Here is a 15,834-nt window from a genome sequence, read left to right on the forward strand (position 1 = left end):
TAGGTCACACTGACCTGTTCCCTGTCCCGAGGGTTAACGGAGCATGAATGAAGTCAGGCACACGTGTCGTCGGCGGCATTGGTGAACGACAGATCCTCCGGAAGCGGCGCACTTTCGGTCGTGCCCTCCACCTGCGTGGGGTCGATCGACGCGCCGAATGCCGTCGGGGACTGCGTGTAACCGGGGTAGTTGGAGCCGAGCACCACCTCGACGACGTTGTTCAGGCTCGGAGCCAGCTCGATGGCTGCGCCCGGGATCGCCGACGCGACGGTCGCCGCGGCCGCTTCCTGGTCCTGGGAGTAGCGGACGACGGTCTGGGCGGCGGAGCCCGAGAAGTTGCCGACGGTCAGGATCTGAAATCCGTAGGTCGCGAGCTCGTCGGATGCGCTCTGGGCCATTCCGGCGATATCGGACGCGTTGGATACCTGTAGCGAGACCGTGCCCGGTTCGACGGCCAGCAAGGGGGCGTCGGGGGCGACGGCGGGAGCCGAGGACTCGGGTGCCACCGGCTCTGCGCGTTCCTCGCCGGGCAACGGGTCGTCGTCGATGATGGCCTTGAAGATGGCACCGATCGCATCGTCGTTGGGGATCTCGTTGCCGTAGTCGTTGGTTCCGGTGGTGGGGATGGTGAGGAACGTGACTGCGCCTGCGTCGACGTTCTGCAGCGATCGTCCCAGCGTCACCAGGTCCTGGGTCTTGACGTTCTCCACGAACGTGTCCGAGGTGAATGCGTTGACGAACCCGTTCAGCTTGCCCGGGTCGAGCAGAACCTTGTTCGAGAGCGCGGATCGGAGCAGGGAAGACAGGAAGCGCTGCTGCCGTTTGATGCGGCCGTAGTCGCCGTTGCCCTCGGACTCGACGTTGCGGGCTCGGACGTAGTTCAGTGCGGTGCGCCCGTCGATGCGTTGCGTGCCGGGGTTGGGCAGCACGTCTCCGAGTTCGTAGTCGACCAACGGTTGGGCGGTGCAGACCTCGACGCCGCCGACCTCGTCGACCATGGACTCGAACCCGGCGAAGTCCATTCCCACGAAGTGACCGATGCGCAGACCGGAAATCTTCTGGATGGTCTTCACCAGACACTTGGGGCCGCCGAGGGCATAGGTGGCGTTGAGCTTGTCGCCGTACGCCTCGGGGAACATCTCGCCGGTGTAGGTATTGGTGTCGTTGTCGAACTGCTCGCACTCGGGGCGCGTCACGTCGAGATCGCGGGGGAACGAGACTGCGACGACGCGGCTGCGGTCAGCCGGAATGTTGACGAGCATGACCGTGTCCGAGCGGGCTCCCTCGGCGTCGGCGACGGTTCCAGCACCCACCTCGCCGCTCGCCCCGGTGCGGGTGTCGGTACCGACGATCAGGTACGTCTCGTCGCCGTACTGCCCCGCGGCGTCGACGACGTCCGTCGAGTCGGGATCGAGCGCGGCCACCTGAAGAAAACCCTGATCGGTGTTGCGAAGGTATCCCCACACCACGCCGGTCAACGCCACCGCGAGGATCGCGATCATGGACACCAGACTCCGGCCGACCACCCGCAGCCGTCGTCGTCGTCGCACCCGGCTCATCGCCAACCGCGTCAGTGCCGGGCGGTCCGAGGCGGGGGCACCGACCGGTTCCGGAACGGCATGCGGCGGAGGGGGAGCAACTGCCCGCGGGGGTGGGGGCGTGGAATCGGTGACCGGCGCGATGATCTCGGTGGGTTCTTCGGCCTCGGGCCGCTCGGTGGGTACCCGACGGCTCGATCCCGACCGCGACATCTTGTCCACCAACTCGGCCACCGAGACGGTGTCGGCATTACGCGGCGAACGTTTGCCCAGCCTGCCGCTGTCGCCGGGCTGTGGTGAATCCTGGTCCGGTGTGGCGGGACGTTCGGAGCGAGATCGACGCTCCTCGGCTCGTCCGCTCGCGCCGGTGTGTCTGATTGAGGACAGCGGACGCTCCCATGGGGCGCGACCCTCGGGCACAGACGGACCCGACTCTCGATCGTCTCCCACGAATTCGAACCTGGCCTTCCATCACACGCGCGCGCTGCCTACTCGGCAATCCAAGCCATAGTACTGACTCGAGCGGCATGGTCCACTTCGTGCGAGGTGGGGGCCGGTCAGCTGCGGATCAGCCGCCCGAGTGCATCAGGTCTGCACCGGCGGGGACGCAGATGTCCTCCGGGTCGTCCAGCCAGCCGTCGGGCAGGGACACCGCGCCCGGCGAACCCTGTCGTCCGCGAGGTCCCTCGGCGTCCTTGGGAAACGGAACGGTCGGATCGAGTTGTGCCAGAAGGTCGTCCAGTTCGCCCAGCGTGGACACCAGCGCCATGGACACTCGAAGATCCGATCCCGCGGGGAAGCCGCGGAGGTACCAGGAGACGTGCTTGCGCAACTCGCGCAGGCCCTTCATCTCACCGTGGTGTTCGGCGAGCAACTCGGCATGGCGGGCGATGATCGTGGCCACCTCGCCGAGGGTGGGAGGAACGGGTTCGGGGCGGCCGTTCAGGCGGGCGCTGAGCTCGGCGAACAGCCAGGGCCTGCCGAGGCATCCTCGCCCGACGACGACGCCGTCGCACCCGGTCTCGGCCATCATCCGCACTGCGTCGGACGCGGAGAAGATGTCTCCGTTGCCCAGCACCGGGATGCCGGTGACGTGTTCCTTGAGTCGAGTGATCTCGTTCCAGTCCGCGGTACCGGAATAGCGCTGCGACGCTGTTCTGGCGTGCAACGCCACCGCGGCGGCACCCTCGTCGGCGGCAATGCGGCCGGCATCGAGGTGAGTGTGATGGTTCTCGTCGATGCCGACGCGGAACTTCACGGTGACTGGGATGTCTGTCCCTTCCGTGGCTTTCACCGCCGCGGCGACAATGCGACCGAACAGGTTGCGCTTGTAGGGCAGCGCGGCACCGCCGCCCTTACGGGTGACCTTGGGAACCGGGCAGCCGAAGTTCATGTCGATGTGATCGGCCAGATTGTCGTCGACGATCATTTTCGCCGCGGCGTAGGTGGTGTCCGGATCGACGGTGTAGAGCTGCAGCGAGCGCGGAGTCTCGGTGGGGCCGAAGGTCGTCATGTGCATCGTGGCCGGCTGCCGTTCGACCAGAGCGCGGGCGGTCACCATCTCGCAGACGTACAGGCCCGACGTGCTGCCTGCTCGCTCGAGTTCCTGCTCTCGGCACAGGGTTCGGAACGCCACATTGGTGACGCCCGCCATCGGTGCCAGGACGACGGGGCTACGCAACTCGAGGGAGCCGATCTGCAATGTCATGAGAAGTGCCTTTTGGAACGGAGGGAGAACTTCCGGGAGAAACGAGGAGTGCCCGGCACCGAAGTCGGTACCGGGCACCCAGTGGAGCGAGAACTTACGATGCGCGGGCTTCGGCCTTGGCGCGTTCGCGGGCGAGCGAGCGGTCTCGCATTTCCTCGAACTTGGTGGCTTGGCGTTCGAGGTCTTCGAGGAACGCGGCGAGTTCTTCACGCTTGTTCTCACCGCGGGCGGTGAAGTCGTTGCGTTCGAAGACCTGCCACTTACGCAGAACCGGCCAGACGACGTCTTCGAGGTGCTGACGCAGATCGTAGATGCCGTGCTTGGCCATGAGCACACCGTTGCGGCGGAAGTTCGGCATCCCGGCACCGGGCATGACGAAGTTGGTGACGATGTCGGAGACGGCCTGCAACGTCTGATCGGGGGAGATGTCCATTGCCGCGCCGGTGATGTTGCGGTAGAAGATCATGTGCAGGTTCTCGTCGGCGGCGATGCGTTGGAGCATCCGGTCGGCGATCGGGTCGTCGCAGACCTTGCCGGTGTTGCGGTGCGAGACGCGGGTGGCGAGCTCCTGGAAGGTGACGTACGCGACCGAGTGCAGCAGACCGACCTGTGATCCGGCGGGCGATGCGTAGCCGTTGGTCATGTGGATCATGCGGGCTTCTTCGAGGGCGACGGGATCGACGCCGCGGCTGACCACGAGGTAGTCGCGCATGACGATGCCGTGGCGATTCTCTTCGGCGGTCCAACGCCCGACCCAGGTGCCCCAGGCACCGTCGCGGGAGAAGTTCTCGGCGATCTCACGGTGGTAGGAGGGCAGGTTGTCCTCGGTGAGCAGGTTGGTGATCATCGCGGCTTGGGCGACCTCGGAGAGCTTGGACTGCTCGGGGTCGTAATCGGTGCCGCCGAGGGCGGCGAAGTTGCGGCCTTCGTCCCACGGCACGTAATCGTGGGGGTGCCATTCGCGCGCCATCGTGATGTGCCGGTTCACGTTGTCTTCGGCAGTGGGTACCAGCTCCTGCAGAAGCTCGAGCTGTGTCAGATCCCTCGCCATTAGATCGCCTCCATAGATTGCGTACGACCGGTCCAGCTTACGGCACCGTAGGTTCGGTGTGAACCGTGTCGGGCCTGTTCACTAGCTGTTCCGTCAGTCGTGATGTCCGGTGTCGAGCGACGTGACTTCCCCGAATGCCGATCGACCGGTCGGCCTGCGCGACTCGTGCAGTTCCCCCTGCACGTCGCTTCGTCTCGGCCGATCGTTACTCCCGAGTGTACGTACCGGGGCAGGTGTGATCACTGTTACCCGGACGACGTGTGGTGCCCCCAGTAGGACTCGAACCTACGACCTGCGGATTAAAAGTCCGTAGCTCTACCAACTGAGCTATAGGGGCGCGGCTCGAAAGTGTAACGGGCCACGCAGCGCCGACGGGCATGTACCCCCGACAGCGCTGCGCAGGGGTCAACGCCCGAAGCTGCTGCACCCGCTCGGCGCAGGAATGCCCGCCAGACGAGCGTCGATCCACGCGAACGCACCGGGCATTCCGGTCAGTGCGACGACGAGGTGCTCGCCGACGTACTCCTCGAGCCGGACGTTCGCGCCGTTGGCGCACCACTCGTCGTACAGGTTCTCGGCACCTTCCGCGGGGATCCAGAACTCCTGCCGGCCGTGATAGATGAAGACGGGGACGGTCGGTGTCCTGTCTCCACCCATGCGCGTCGACGCGATGATCTGCTCGGCGATCGGTGTCCGATCGACGTCCGGAATGTCCGACAGCGCCTGAGCGGGAATGGGTGCAACCAGGCCTCCCGGCGCGGTGAGATAGATGCACATGTCCTTGGAGATGGCGGCCAGGCGCAGCCCGTTGGCATTCATCAGCGAGAACATTTCGGGATACTCCCGGGCGACTCCCAGTGTGGCGGACAGGAAGAGTGTGGAGCCGATCGTTCCGTTGAGCGAATGCAGCAGAATGCGGTAATCGGTGGGTGCACCGCCGAACGCCACGCCGACGAGATTCACGTCCGGGGCGTAGGTGGGAGCCAGTTGTGCGGCCCATCCCGAGGCAATGGCACCACCCGAATAGCCCGTCGCGGCGATCGGAGACTGCGCAGGCAGGCCCAACTCCGGCAGTTTCACCATGGCGCGGAGGGAGTCGAGAATGGCGTGTCCCGCCATCGGTCCCGACGCGTAACCCTGACGCGGACCCTGGTGATCGGTGACGACGACTGCATAGTTCTTCGCCAGGAACGACTGCACCGGAACGATCTCCGGTGCGATTCCGCGGGGGAGCGTCCACGACGGAGCGCAGGTGTTTCCGAGTGAATCGATGGCCATGTTGTAGGCCACCACCGGCCGGCTTCCGGGTCCGGTCCACGGGGCCGTGGGCACGATGACCGTGGTCACACCCGCCACCGGCCGGTCCTTGGAATCGTTGGTACGAAACAGGATCTGGGTCGATCGGACCGGGGTGAGCAACGGCCCGACGGTGACGGGGCGAGTCGCCAGTACCGACCCGGGAGGTTGCTGTTCGTATCCGGCGGGCGGATCGAACCAAGGCTCACCGAGCGGACTCGGCATGTAGAGAGCCGGATCGGGGACGGGGTTCACGAAGTTGCCGATGGGGTCCGCGGCCGCAGTGCTGATTGTCGAAAGAATCAGCAGAGAAATTGCGAAAAGTGTTGTGATGGAGCGATATATGCGGACCGATACCTTCATGGCATGCACTCGATTCCGATAGGACGAGCCGGTTGTGTGATGCAGTTCACAGTAAGCCGACGCGATGTCGAGGGTCGTGCGTTACGGGGAAAGTATCGAAACTGTTATCTCTCGTCGGTGCGTGACATCGATTATCCGACAGAGAGTTTCGACGAGGAAATGGGAAAAGCGACCGTAATTGTCTGGTGTGCAGTCGTTTTGGCTTGTTAACAAGCGGTGCGAATGAAATTGGCTCGAGATACGTTATGGCGAAATGTAATTCGGTTTTCAACCGAAATCGAGATGTGTGCTCGAGACCGTTCCGGTTATGCGTCGACGATTCCGTTCTCGGCGTGCAGATCGGGTGAATGGCGCACTTCGGGTATCGGGACCGGCGATGGCGCGGGTGGCTTCGGTTCGGCGCGGACCGGTGGTTCCGGCCGGGCTACGCGCGGCAGAAAACGGCTCGAGTGCGCACCCCCTGCAGCGCACTCGAGCCGCGCAGATCATACCATCCGGCTTGTTTCGGTTGCCTAATCAAAATTTCCGTCGGTAGCGTCCGTCGAACCGAACCGCTGGTGAGTCGACTCGCGTGTCGTTCGGGTGAAGTACTCTCTATCTGTACTGCCTGTGGATATGCAGGGCGCTTGGGGCTCGGAGGCACGGAGTAAATGGCACAACAGGAGCGCGCACGGCGGACCCGGGCGGCCATCGTGGAAGCGGCGGCGGCGGAGTTCGCCAAGCGTGGATACGCAGCAGCATCGGTCAACACCATCTTGGAAGGCTCGAATGCCACCAAGGGTGCGATGTATTTCCATTTCCAATCCAAGGAGGATCTGGCCAGAGCGGTGCTCGCTGCCGGGTTGGATCGGTATGTGGCAATCACGGAGAAGTGGGCCGACACCACAGCTCATCCCTTCTACGTCATCCGCGGGATCGTGGACGACATAGCGCAGAACTTTCAGAACGACGTGATCGTGCGCGCCGAATTTCGGCTCATAGTCGAGCCGGAGTTCTACGCCGAGGTTCATTCCGGCGGCGGTCGTGTGTGGGGAGCGCAGGGGCACAAGCAGGCCGAGCGCGCCCTGGCGATGGGTGATCTCAAGCCGGAATTCGATGCTGCCAAGTTCGTCCGCGTGCTCGCTGCGTCGATGGCCGGTCAGCGGTACATGTCCGATCTCGTCGCGGACAACGCGGACCTGCGCGAGCGGTTCGAGGAGTCCGTCGAGGTCGTTCTGTTGGCCATGGCGTCGGAGAGCTGGCTGGCCGAATTCAAACTGCGTGGGTGGGAACAGTACGGCGAGAACTACGCCAAAACTGCCTCTGACCTGCCGGTTTGAGATTTGCCAGGAAAGTGTCCTAAGCTATCCCAGCTCCCAACGGAACGCCGTTGAGGGTAGCGTCGAAGCAATTCGGCGGGCCCCCTTCGTCTAGCGGCCTAGGACGCCGCCCTTTCAAGGCGGTAGCGCGGGTTCGAATCCCGTAGGGGGTACGCAGGAAAAGATCGGTTTGACATCCCGGTCGGCAGTACAGCATTCTTCGTTTCGCTCTTCGCGAGATGCGGATTTGCAGTTCGGAGAGTTACTGCGCTAGAAATAGCGCGGCAACAACAGCAAGGCCCTGTGGCGCAGTTGGTTAGCGCGCCGCCCTGTCACGGCGGAGGTCGCGGGTTCGAGTCCCGTCAGGGTCGCAACATCGGTGCGAAATCACCGACATTGCGATGGCATTGTTTCACCGGTGCCGCCCGGCCAGGTAGCTCAGTTGGTACGAGCGTCCGCCTGAAAAGCGGAAGGTCGCCGGTTCGATCCCGGCCCTGGCCACCACGGTTTTGGATCGACATGCACGATGACAGCCCCTTCCGGTATACGGGAGGGGCTTTTTCGTGGTTACGGCGCCTGGCGTGCTCCGGCGACAACGCTCGTCGAGCGATATGGTCGACGCGTGGACGTGATCGTTCGAGCGCAAGAGGATCTGGCGCGTGGAGACACCATCGGTGCTCGGGATCGGCTCGTGTCCGCGTTGCGTCGTAACCCGGCCTCGCCGGGCATTCTCGAACTGCTCGCGTATACCCACCTGGTTCTGGGCGATCGTGCGGCCGCCGGCGCGGCATGGTTCCTCACCGACAAGTCCGACGACGATCCCACGGCATCGGCTGCATTCGCGGCACTGGAGAGGCAGTATCGATCGCCGCTCGCGCTGGCGGAGGCTCTTCCCATCCACGCGCCGTCGGACTGGTACCCGTCCCGGGCTCGGATCCGCCTCGAACGCCTCGAAGCGGCTGTGTTGGCCAACGGGCAGCGTTGGTTGCCGCCGCGCGACGTCGTCTACTTCGACGAAGACGGATTGAACGCCGACGACTTCTACAGTTCGGCCGGCGAGTACGGCGACTACGACGGCGACCGAACCGGGTCGAGCTATCGCTCGGTGCGACAGCGTGCGATAGCCGCAGCCATCGTCATCGCCATCGCGGCGACGTCGGCTTCGGTGGTCCTGGCGATGATCTTCGGGTGACCCCGGTTCCGTGACGGGCGACGACGCGTGAAGCGTAGAGTCGCACAGGAAATTCCGGCCGACTACCGAGGGCAACTTTTTTCCATGGGCACAGTGAACGGCGCACCGTCACCGGCACCGAGGGACGACAACTACGCCGTCAACCTCGCGCAGGCCAGGGTCTTCGCCCGGGGGTTGGCCGAACACATCCAGACCTGCTCGACGTCCATCGAAGTAGCGCAGTCGAAAGCGTTCAGAGCGCGCGCGGACCGCGCAGAATCGCGTGCCCGGGCATTTGAGGCCGAGGCATCGACGCTGCGTGCCGAGCTCTACGAGATGTACCGGCACATCGATGCGATGACGGCCCGGTTTCCGGAACTGCGCACCGATCCTGCCGTGCGCGGTTGACCGGTCCGACGTGGTTCAGACCGCCGCAGAATCCGTGACCGAGCCGAACGTGGCCTCGGCACCGCGACGGCCCAGGGCCGAGCCCCACACCGCATAGACGGCATCGGTGGTCGAGGATCGCTCGACATCGCGGCCCTCCGCGACGGTGATGAGGGTGCGGGAGAGCTCGAACAAGCTGACTCGGTGATGCCTGGCCGTGGTGAACAGCTCGTCTATCGCGTCGGCGACGGATCCACCGTGGATGCCGATGAGCACTCCGGTAGCGACGTCCACGTCGGTGCGAGACGCAGGTGAATCAGGCAGTCTGTCGGTCATCTTTTTCCTCGAGATGGTGTGGTCGGTACGGATGACCGAAGCGGTTGCCGGCGTCGCGCGGGGGTTCACTGTCTCACACGGACACGACATTTCATACCGTCGGTTTTGCCCGCACATGCATCCGCTCGCCCTGAGGTCCGAACAGGCTCAGCAGCTCCACCGGCCGGTTGCCGACCGCGCCGAACCAGTGCGGTACCCGAGTGTCGAATTCGGCCGCCTCACCGGGCTTCATCGTCAGATCGTGCTCGCCCAGAATCAGTCGCAGCGTGCCGTCGAGCACGTAGAACCACTCGTACCCCTCGTGCGTCCGCGGACGCGGTTCGTCGTCGCTCGGGCGAATCAACAGCTTGTAGGCCTGCAGACCGCCGGGACGGACCGTGAGCGGAAGGATTGTCACGTTGTCGCGAACGGTGGCCGTCGTGCGTACCCGGGGGTCGGCGACAGGCGGAGCCGTCACCAGGTCGTCCAGCGCCATCTGGTGGGCCCGCGCGATCGGCCACAGGAGTTCGAGGCTGGGTTTGCGGTCGCCGGATTCCAGACGCGAAAGCGTGCTGATCGAGATCCCCGTGGTCTCGGACAGGGATGTCAGGGTGGTGTTCTTCTCCATCCTGATGCGTTTCAGGCGGGGTCCGAGACCGGCGATGACCTCGTCGAGACTTGCCGCGGCTTCCTTCATACACCTATTGCAGTTTCGGCAAAGGGATTTGTCAAGTCACGTCGGTGGAGACGCAGGCGGATCCAGACGCCGATTGCTCTCGAACCGTCTGATCAGGCCGGTGAGCGGATCGAGGAATTCGATCGAGCGGGCGAGCAGCCGGAGCGGATCGGAGTAGTCGTCGTCGGCGACGTCACGAAACGACGGATAGAAGTTGTCGCCGACGATCGGAATACCCAACGAGCACAGATGAACCCGAAGCTGATGCGTCTTTCCGGTGCGGGGACGCAATCGATACAGGCCGTAGGATCCGGCGGTGTCCGCCAGCTCCACGAGCGTCTCGGCGTTGGGTTCGCCCGGGACCTCCCTGGCCTGAAGAACGCCGCGCTCCTTGATGATTCGGCTCCGCACCGTCACCGGCAGGTCCAGTTCCTGCGACAGTGGGGCAATCGCCTCGTACTGCTTGGTGATGGTGCGCTGAGCGAACAGCTCCTGGTACGGCCGGCGAGCCTGCTGCCTGACGGTGAACACCAGAACTCCGGCGGTAAGCCTGTCCAGTCGATGCGCGGGGCTCAGCTCCGGCAGGTCGAACCGGCGACGCAGCAGAACCAACGCCGACCGGGCGATGTACGCGCCCCTCGGAGTGGTGGCCAGAAAATGCGGCTTGTCGACCACCAACAGATTGTCGTCGCGGTGGAGCACGTCGAGGGAGAACGGAACCGTCGGCTCCACCGGCGGATCGCGATAGAGATAGATGTCCGCGCGCGGTGTCGCGATCGTCGCCGAGTCGATGGGTATTCCTGCGGCGTCGACGATCTCACCGTCCGCGACCTTCTCGGTAAACCGTGCCGCATCCTGGGGAAAGCGCGTGCACAGGTTCTCGAGCACGGTGGCTCCGCTTGCGACGTCAGGCATCCGGACCCGCGTGGGATCGAGGCCGTCGCGCAACGGGAGTGGGGCGGCAGGCATGTACCGACTGTAAACGGTTCGAGTATGGAAACACCCCGGCCGGAATTCCCGGCCGGGGTGTGGTCTGTGGTGGAACCGTTCGGATTCGATCTAGATGGTGACGACCATCTTGCCGGTGTTCTCGCCCTTCATCAGACCGATGAACGCCGACGGTGCATTGTCGAGACCGTCGACGACCGTCTCGTCGAATTCGATGGCACCGGTGTCGAGCCACTCGGTCATCTTCGCGCGGAATTCCTCGGTGACGTGCGCGTAGGAGCCGACGATGAAGCCCTTGAGGGTCAGCTCCTTGCCGATCGCCAGCGCGAGGTTGCGCGGAGCGGGAGTCGGCTCGGTGGAGTTGTACTGAGCGATGGCTCCGCACATGGCAATTCGGCCGTACTTGTTCATCGACCCGATGGCGGCCTCGAGGTGCTCGCCGCCGACGTTGTCGAAGTACACGTCGATGCCGTCGGGTGCGGCCTTGCGGAGCTGCTCGGAGACCGGGCCGTCGTGGTAGTCGAACGCCGCGTCGAAGCCGAGTTCGAGCAAGCGAGCCACCTTGGCCGGCGAGCCGGCGCTACCGATGACGCGAGATGCGCCCAGCGCCTTGGCAATCTGGCCGACGAGCGACCCGACTGCGCCGGCAGCGCCGGAAACGAAGACGACGTCGCCCTCCTTGAACGAGGCAACCTCGGTCAACCCGGCGTAGGCCGTCGTTCCGGTCATTCCCAGTGCACTGAGGTACGCGGACGCCTTCGCCGCCGAGAGATCGACCTTGCTCGCGGCCTTCGCCGGGACGACGGCGAGATCGCGCCAGCCCTTGCCGTGCAGAACCGCGTCACCGACTGCGAAACCCTCGGCCTTGGACTCGACGATTTCACCGACGGCACCGCCCTCGAGCGGGGCGTCGATCTGGAACGGCGGAACGTACGACTTCACGTCGTTCATCCGGCCGCGCATGTACGGATCGACCGACATCACGATGTTGCGGACGAGGATCTGCCCGTCCTGCAGTTCGGGGAGGTCGACAACCTCCGCGCGAAAGTTGTCTTCGGTCGGCCAGCCTTGTGGGCGGGACGCGAGGTGAATTTCGTGTGCCTTCATGTTCGTACTTCCTATTCGTCTTCGGTGACGGTGACGGTGACGTCGATGTTGCCGCGGGTGGCGTTGGAGTACGGGCACACCTGATGAGCCTTGTCGGCCAGCGCCTGTGCGTTCTCGCGGCTCAGGTTCGGCAGCGTCACCTCGAGGGTGACGGCGAGCTGGAAGCCGCCTGCATCGTTGGGTCCGATGTCGACGCGTGCGCCCACGGCCGAATCGGTGACGTCGGCCTTGTCCTGACGTGCGACCATCTGCAGCGCGGAGTGGAAGCATGCTGCGTAGCCGGCAGCGAAGAGCTGCTCGGGGTTGGTGCCGTTTCCGCTGCCGCCCATGGCCTCCGGGATGGCGAGGTCGAGATCGAGGCGTCCGTCGGAGGTGCGGGCATGCCCGTTGCGGCCTTCGCCGGTGGCAAGTGCCTCTGCGGTGTAGATGGTCTTCATGATGCTCCTTCTGTCGTGCTCGGGTCGGTGTGCTGCAGGGCGCTCGTCAATGCGTCGAGCGCCACTTTGAGTCGAACGAGATCGTCGTCGCCCATTGCGGTCTTCTTGGCCAACTTGCTCGGGATATCGAGTGCCTGTGTGCGCATGGCACTTCCGGTCTCCGTGAGATGGATTTCGACGCGGCGCTCGTCGGTGCTCAGGCGTCGTCGCTCGATGAAGCCGAGCCCTTCGAGTCGCTTGAGCAACGGCGACAGAGTGCCGGTGTCCAGGCCGAGTTGCGCCCCGATGTCCTTGACTCCCTGCCCATCTCGTTCCCACAACACCAGGAGTACGAGGTACTGCGGGTAGGTGACGCCGAGCTTGTCGAGCAGCGGGCGGTACGCCGCGGTGGTAGCCCGCGATGCGGAGTACAGCGCGAAGCACACTTGCTGATCGAGTGCGAGTTCGTTGGTCACGAGAAGAACAGTAGTGCACGTTTAAGTTGTGCGCAACCTATCTAAGCATGGGGGTCAGCCCTGCAGGGCACCCTTCAGGCCGTCGAGCACGATCGTTGCCGCGGTCGGGCCGGCGTTGAGGTACCACGGATCGTCGTCGACTCGCACGATGTGGTTCTCGGTGGCCGCGCTCATCCCGGTCCACAGAGGGTTGGTGGTGTACGACGCGGCGCTCGAATCGGCTCCCGTGTCCTGGCTCGACACGAACACCCAGTCGGCGTTGGCGAGCTGGATCTCTTCCTCGCTGAAGTCCTGCGAGGTCTTGTCGAACTGCTGACTTTCCGGCCGTGCCAGGCCGGCGTCCCAAGCGATGTAGCCGGCGAAGGACGGTACGCCGAACACGCGAGCCCGGTCAGCGGTGAAGCGAACGAAGGAGACCGTGGGTGCGCCGTTGCCGGCAACCGAGTTGCCCAGTGCCGCAGCATCGGAGACGAAAGTATCGATGAAGGTCCGTGCTTGCTCGGTTCGGCCCACGGCGTCGGCGAGCAGCAGGAAATCCTGCTTCCAGTTCACTCCCGTGCCCTCGGTGAGCACGGTCGGGGCGATGGCCGAGAGCGTCGAGTAGATGTCCCCGGAGCCGGTCTCGTTCGCCAGGATGAGGTCGGGTTCGAGGGCTGCGATGGCTTCGATGTCGACGCTCTGGCGGTTGCCCACGTCCACCAGTTGCGTCAGCTGATCGGTGTACTGGGGGAAGGAGAAGCTGATGTAGTCGGGCACCAGATCGGCACCGTCACCGTAGGCGGCACCGGTCGGAACGACGCCCAGGGTCAACGCGGCGTCGAGCTGCCCGGTAGCGATGACGACGACCTTCTTCGGTTCGGCGGGGATATCGGTGGAGCCGCCGAAGTGGCCGACGGTGCGCGGGAACAGTCCGTCGGCCGCTCCCGAACCCATTCCGTCGGGAATGGCGGTCGGTCCCGGTGCGTCCGATGCCGCGTCGGTGCTGGGGGTGGCAGTGGTGCTCGGCGTCTGCTCGCCGCTGTTGCCGCACGCGACGGTGGTCAGAGCTGCGACTGCAACGAAGGCAGTGACGACGAGCAGACGTTTCACTTCGATCTCTTTCACCGAATGGGCAGGAATTAGGTAACCCTAGCCTGGGGCCGTGGGAGCGACGGAGCCGCTCTGCAGGTATCACGGCAGAATCTGTTACGGTGCTCTCCATGCAGCGCACGTATTTCTGGTTTAGCAGGCCGGCCCCGGGTGGGTCAGCCAGCGACGCCATGCGCTGACTTCCACCCCACGAGCCGGATACAGACCGGCTCGAAGTGCGCGTGGAGCATGCTGAGCCGGCCTGGGAACAGGAACCCTCTCATGACGCTCTCCCTCGATACCCCGTCACTCGACGATCAACGGACGATCAGCATCAGTCCGCTGGTTGCGCCGTCGGTCGTGCGCCGCGAACATGCGGTCGACGACGCGATCTCGGCGAGTGTTCGGACCGGACGCTCCGGCGTCGTCGACATTCTCGACGGCCGCGACGATCGACTCATCGTCGTCGTCGGCCCGTGTTCGGTGCACGACACCGATGCTGCCCTCGAGTACGCCCGCCGCCTTGCCGCCACGGCAGCCGAATTGGGCGATCGACTGCACATCGTGATGCGCGTCTACTTCGAGAAGCCCCGAACGACGCTGGGCTGGAAGGGTCTGATCAACGACCCGCACCTCGACGGCAGCTTCGACATCAACGCCGGACTACGGGTGGGACGCCAACTACTGCTGGATATCTCGGCGCTCGGCCTCCCCGTCGGATGCGAATTCCTCGATCCGATCACCCCGCAGTACATCGCAGATCTGGTGAGCTACGGGGCTATCGGTGCACGGACCGCGGCGAGCCAGGTGCACCGCCAGCTGTGCAGTGCGCTGTCGATGCCGGTGGGGATCAAGAACTCCACCGAAGGCGACATCCAGGTAGCCGTGGACGGAACCCGCGCCGCGGCGGCGAGCCATGTCTTCCCCGGTACCGATCTGGACGGTCAGGCAGCACTCATTCGTACCGTCGGAAATCCGGATTGCCACGTCATCCTCCGCGGGGGTGTGGACGGACCGAACTACGACGCCGAGTCGGTCGCAGATACCGTTGCACGACTGCGTAAGTCGAGCCTGCCGGAGCGCGTCGTCATCGATGCCAGTCACGGCAACAGTCGCAAGGACCACAACAAGCAGGTCGACGTGGTGACCGACGTGGCGGCCAGGGTTGCTGCGGGCGAGCACGGGATCGTCGGGCTCATGCTCGAGAGCTTCCTGGTGGCGGGGCGTCAGGACCTCGAACTCGGCCACCGTGACGATCTGGTGTACGGGCAGTCCATCACCGACGCGTGCCTCGACTGGGACACCACGGCAACGCAATTGGCCACTCTCGCGGCGGCCGTCGAGAAGCGTCGGGAATCGAACCCTGTGAACTGAAGAACCCAGCTCGCTAACGAACCCCGCGCGGTCGGAACTGCACGCTGATGCGTGGGCCGATCGCGCGGGTGGATTTGGGAATGGCATGTTCCCACGTCCGCTGACATGAGCCGCCCATCACCACCAGGTCGCCGTGCCCGAGCGTGAACTTCAGCGACGTACCGCCGCCGCGCGGCCGAAGCATGAGTTGCCGTGTGGCACCAAGCGATACGATCGCGACCATCGTGTCCTCGGTGGCGCTGCGGCCGATGTTGTCGCCGTGCCAGGCGACGCTGTCGGACCCGTCGCGGTAGTAACACAGTCCTGCGGTGGCGAACGATTCCCCGAGCTCGCTTCGGTAGTGGTCGTCGAGTGCATCGCGAGCCTCGTACAGTGCCGCATGCGGCCACCGCTCGTGTTCGGCATAGAACCGAACCAGTCGGGGCACATCGACCACGCGGTCGTACATCTGCCTCCGTTCGGCCCGCCAATCGACGTCGGTCACCAGCGAGTCGAAGAGTCGAATATCGGACAACCAGCCGGGGCGCACGTCCACCCAGGCGCCGCGCGCCAGCTGTCGACGGGTGACGGACTGCAGCGACCCGACGCCACCGTCGTCGTCACCGAACAGCGAGCCTTGCATCGCGAGTGACATGGTTCGAC

At 64.7% G+C, this 15,834-nt stretch carries 16 protein-coding genes and 4 tRNA genes; 7 read left to right on the forward strand and 13 right to left on the reverse strand.

The annotated features are described in order from the left end of the window. Nucleotides 1-53: 53 nt before the first annotated feature. The 5 genes from ACFI9K_RS15495 to ACFI9K_RS15515 form a co-directional block, all read right to left on the reverse strand. Entirely contained in the window at nt 54-1,988 is a 1,935-nt protein-coding gene (locus ACFI9K_RS15495) for an LCP family protein (RefSeq protein ID WP_462664327.1), read from the reverse strand. A 118-nt stretch (nt 1,989-2,106) separates the two neighbouring features. Next, the gene (gene dusB / locus ACFI9K_RS15500) at nt 2,107-3,246 is read right to left on the reverse strand and encodes a tRNA dihydrouridine synthase DusB (RefSeq protein ID WP_462664328.1); all 1,140 of its coding nucleotides are present in this window, start codon (nt 3,244-3,246) and stop codon (nt 2,107-2,109) included. Nucleotides 3,247-3,340: 94 nt separating this feature from the next. Beyond that, nucleotides 3,341-4,297: an acyl-ACP desaturase gene (locus ACFI9K_RS15505; protein WP_462664329.1), complete on the reverse strand. Its 957-nt coding sequence runs from the start codon at nt 4,295-4,297 to the stop codon at nt 3,341-3,343. A gap of 261 nt (nt 4,298-4,558) precedes the next feature. Further along, nucleotides 4,559-4,634 (reverse strand) — tRNA-Lys (locus ACFI9K_RS15510). 68 nt (nt 4,635-4,702) lie between these two features. After that, nucleotides 4,703-5,956 carry a lipase family protein gene (locus ACFI9K_RS15515; protein ID WP_462664330.1) on the reverse strand — a complete coding sequence of 418 codons (1,254 nt, stop codon included), beginning with the start codon at nt 5,954-5,956 and terminating at the stop codon, nt 4,703-4,705. A gap of 650 nt (nt 5,957-6,606) precedes the next feature. On the opposite strand from ACFI9K_RS15515, the gene ACFI9K_RS15520 reads away from it, so the two are divergent. From ACFI9K_RS15520 to ACFI9K_RS15545, 6 genes are all read left to right on the forward strand, one after another. Beyond that, entirely contained in the window at nt 6,607-7,275 is a 669-nt protein-coding gene (locus tag ACFI9K_RS15520) for a TetR family transcriptional regulator (protein WP_462664331.1), read from the forward strand. A 79-nt stretch (nt 7,276-7,354) separates the two neighbouring features. Next, a tRNA-Glu gene (locus tag ACFI9K_RS15525) sits at nt 7,355-7,427 on the forward strand. 124 nt (nt 7,428-7,551) lie between these two features. Beyond that, nucleotides 7,552-7,625 (forward strand) — tRNA-Asp (locus ACFI9K_RS15530). A gap of 56 nt (nt 7,626-7,681) precedes the next feature. Next, nucleotides 7,682-7,758: transfer RNA gene (locus ACFI9K_RS15535), tRNA-Phe, on the forward strand. 118 nt (nt 7,759-7,876) lie between these two features. Then, a complete protein-coding gene (locus tag ACFI9K_RS15540) occupies nt 7,877-8,446 on the forward strand; it encodes a DUF6584 family protein (RefSeq protein WP_462664332.1) in 570 nt (189 codons plus the stop codon). A gap of 27 nt (nt 8,447-8,473) precedes the next feature. Further along, nucleotides 8,474-8,833 carry a hypothetical protein gene (locus tag ACFI9K_RS15545; RefSeq protein ID WP_462664333.1) on the forward strand — a complete coding sequence of 120 codons (360 nt, stop codon included), beginning with the start codon at nt 8,474-8,476 and terminating at the stop codon, nt 8,831-8,833. Between the two features lie 15 nt (nt 8,834-8,848). Here ACFI9K_RS15545 and ACFI9K_RS15550 read toward each other — a convergent pair whose 3' ends face one another. From ACFI9K_RS15550 to ACFI9K_RS15580, 7 genes are all read right to left on the reverse strand, one after another. Then, nucleotides 8,849-9,148: an ANTAR domain-containing protein gene (locus ACFI9K_RS15550; protein WP_462664334.1), complete on the reverse strand. Its 300-nt coding sequence runs from the start codon at nt 9,146-9,148 to the stop codon at nt 8,849-8,851. 91 nt (nt 9,149-9,239) lie between these two features. Then, the gene (locus ACFI9K_RS15555; RefSeq protein WP_462664335.1) at nt 9,240-9,824 is read right to left on the reverse strand and encodes a helix-turn-helix domain-containing protein; all 585 of its coding nucleotides are present in this window, start codon (nt 9,822-9,824) and stop codon (nt 9,240-9,242) included. A 36-nt stretch (nt 9,825-9,860) separates the two neighbouring features. Further along, nucleotides 9,861-10,772 carry a pseudouridine synthase gene (locus tag ACFI9K_RS15560; protein ID WP_462664336.1) on the reverse strand — a complete coding sequence of 304 codons (912 nt, stop codon included), beginning with the start codon at nt 10,770-10,772 and terminating at the stop codon, nt 9,861-9,863. 90 nt (nt 10,773-10,862) lie between these two features. Further along, on the reverse strand, nt 10,863-11,858 hold the full coding sequence (locus ACFI9K_RS15565) for an NADP-dependent oxidoreductase (protein ID WP_462664337.1): 996 nt from the start codon (nt 11,856-11,858) through the stop codon (nt 10,863-10,865). Between the two features lie 11 nt (nt 11,859-11,869). Next, nucleotides 11,870-12,295: an organic hydroperoxide resistance protein gene (locus tag ACFI9K_RS15570; protein WP_027495882.1), complete on the reverse strand. Its 426-nt coding sequence runs from the start codon at nt 12,293-12,295 to the stop codon at nt 11,870-11,872. Next, entirely contained in the window at nt 12,292-12,750 is a 459-nt protein-coding gene (locus ACFI9K_RS15575; protein ID WP_462664338.1) for a MarR family winged helix-turn-helix transcriptional regulator, read from the reverse strand. The genes ACFI9K_RS15570 and ACFI9K_RS15575 overlap by 4 nt, the downstream gene beginning before the upstream one ends. A 54-nt stretch (nt 12,751-12,804) precedes the next feature. Then, nucleotides 12,805-13,839, reverse strand: a complete 1,035-nt coding sequence (locus ACFI9K_RS15580; protein ID WP_462664339.1) for an iron-siderophore ABC transporter substrate-binding protein — start codon at nt 13,837-13,839, stop codon at nt 12,805-12,807. A 261-nt stretch (nt 13,840-14,100) separates the two neighbouring features. On the opposite strand from ACFI9K_RS15580, the gene ACFI9K_RS15585 reads away from it, so the two are divergent. Continuing rightward, nucleotides 14,101-15,192: a 3-deoxy-7-phosphoheptulonate synthase gene (locus tag ACFI9K_RS15585; RefSeq protein WP_462664340.1), complete on the forward strand. Its 1,092-nt coding sequence runs from the start codon at nt 14,101-14,103 to the stop codon at nt 15,190-15,192. Between the two features lie 13 nt (nt 15,193-15,205). Here ACFI9K_RS15585 and ACFI9K_RS15590 read toward each other — a convergent pair whose 3' ends face one another. Continuing rightward, nucleotides 15,206-15,826 carry an alpha-ketoglutarate-dependent dioxygenase AlkB gene (locus ACFI9K_RS15590; RefSeq protein ID WP_462664341.1) on the reverse strand — a complete coding sequence of 207 codons (621 nt, stop codon included), beginning with the start codon at nt 15,824-15,826 and terminating at the stop codon, nt 15,206-15,208. Between the last annotated feature and the right edge of the window lie 8 nt (nt 15,827-15,834).

This window comes from Rhodococcus sp. PSi06, from assembly GCF_054960675.1.

Bases quoted from the DNA above. Each gene is read 5' to 3' on its own strand.
- ACFI9K_RS15565 (WP_462664337.1), bottom strand. From the start codon at position 11,858: ATGAAGGCACACGAAATTCACCTCGCGTCCCGCCCACAAGGCTGGCCG.
- ACFI9K_RS15585 (WP_462664340.1), top strand. From the start codon at position 14,101: ATGACGCTCTCCCTCGATACCCCGTCACTCGACGATCAACGGACGATC.
- ACFI9K_RS15560 (WP_462664336.1), bottom strand. From the start codon at position 10,772: ATGCCTGCCGCCCCACTCCCGTTGCGCGACGGCCTCGATCCCACGCGG.
- ACFI9K_RS15515 (WP_462664330.1), bottom strand. From the start codon at position 5,956: ATGAAGGTATCGGTCCGCATATATCGCTCCATCACAACACTTTTCGCA.
- ACFI9K_RS15570 (WP_027495882.1), bottom strand. From the start codon at position 12,295: ATGAAGACCATCTACACCGCAGAGGCACTTGCCACCGGCGAAGGCCGC.
- ACFI9K_RS15550 (WP_462664334.1), bottom strand. From the start codon at position 9,148: ATGACCGACAGACTGCCTGATTCACCTGCGTCTCGCACCGACGTGGAC.
- ACFI9K_RS15590 (WP_462664341.1), bottom strand. From the start codon at position 15,826: ATGTCACTCGCGATGCAAGGCTCGCTGTTCGGTGACGACGACGGTGGC.
- ACFI9K_RS15555 (WP_462664335.1), bottom strand. From the start codon at position 9,824: ATGAAGGAAGCCGCGGCAAGTCTCGACGAGGTCATCGCCGGTCTCGGA.
- ACFI9K_RS15505 (WP_462664329.1), bottom strand. From the start codon at position 4,297: ATGGCGAGGGATCTGACACAGCTCGAGCTTCTGCAGGAGCTGGTACCC.
- dusB (WP_462664328.1), bottom strand. From the start codon at position 3,246: ATGACATTGCAGATCGGCTCCCTCGAGTTGCGTAGCCCCGTCGTCCTG.
- ACFI9K_RS15520 (WP_462664331.1), top strand. From the start codon at position 6,607: ATGGCACAACAGGAGCGCGCACGGCGGACCCGGGCGGCCATCGTGGAA.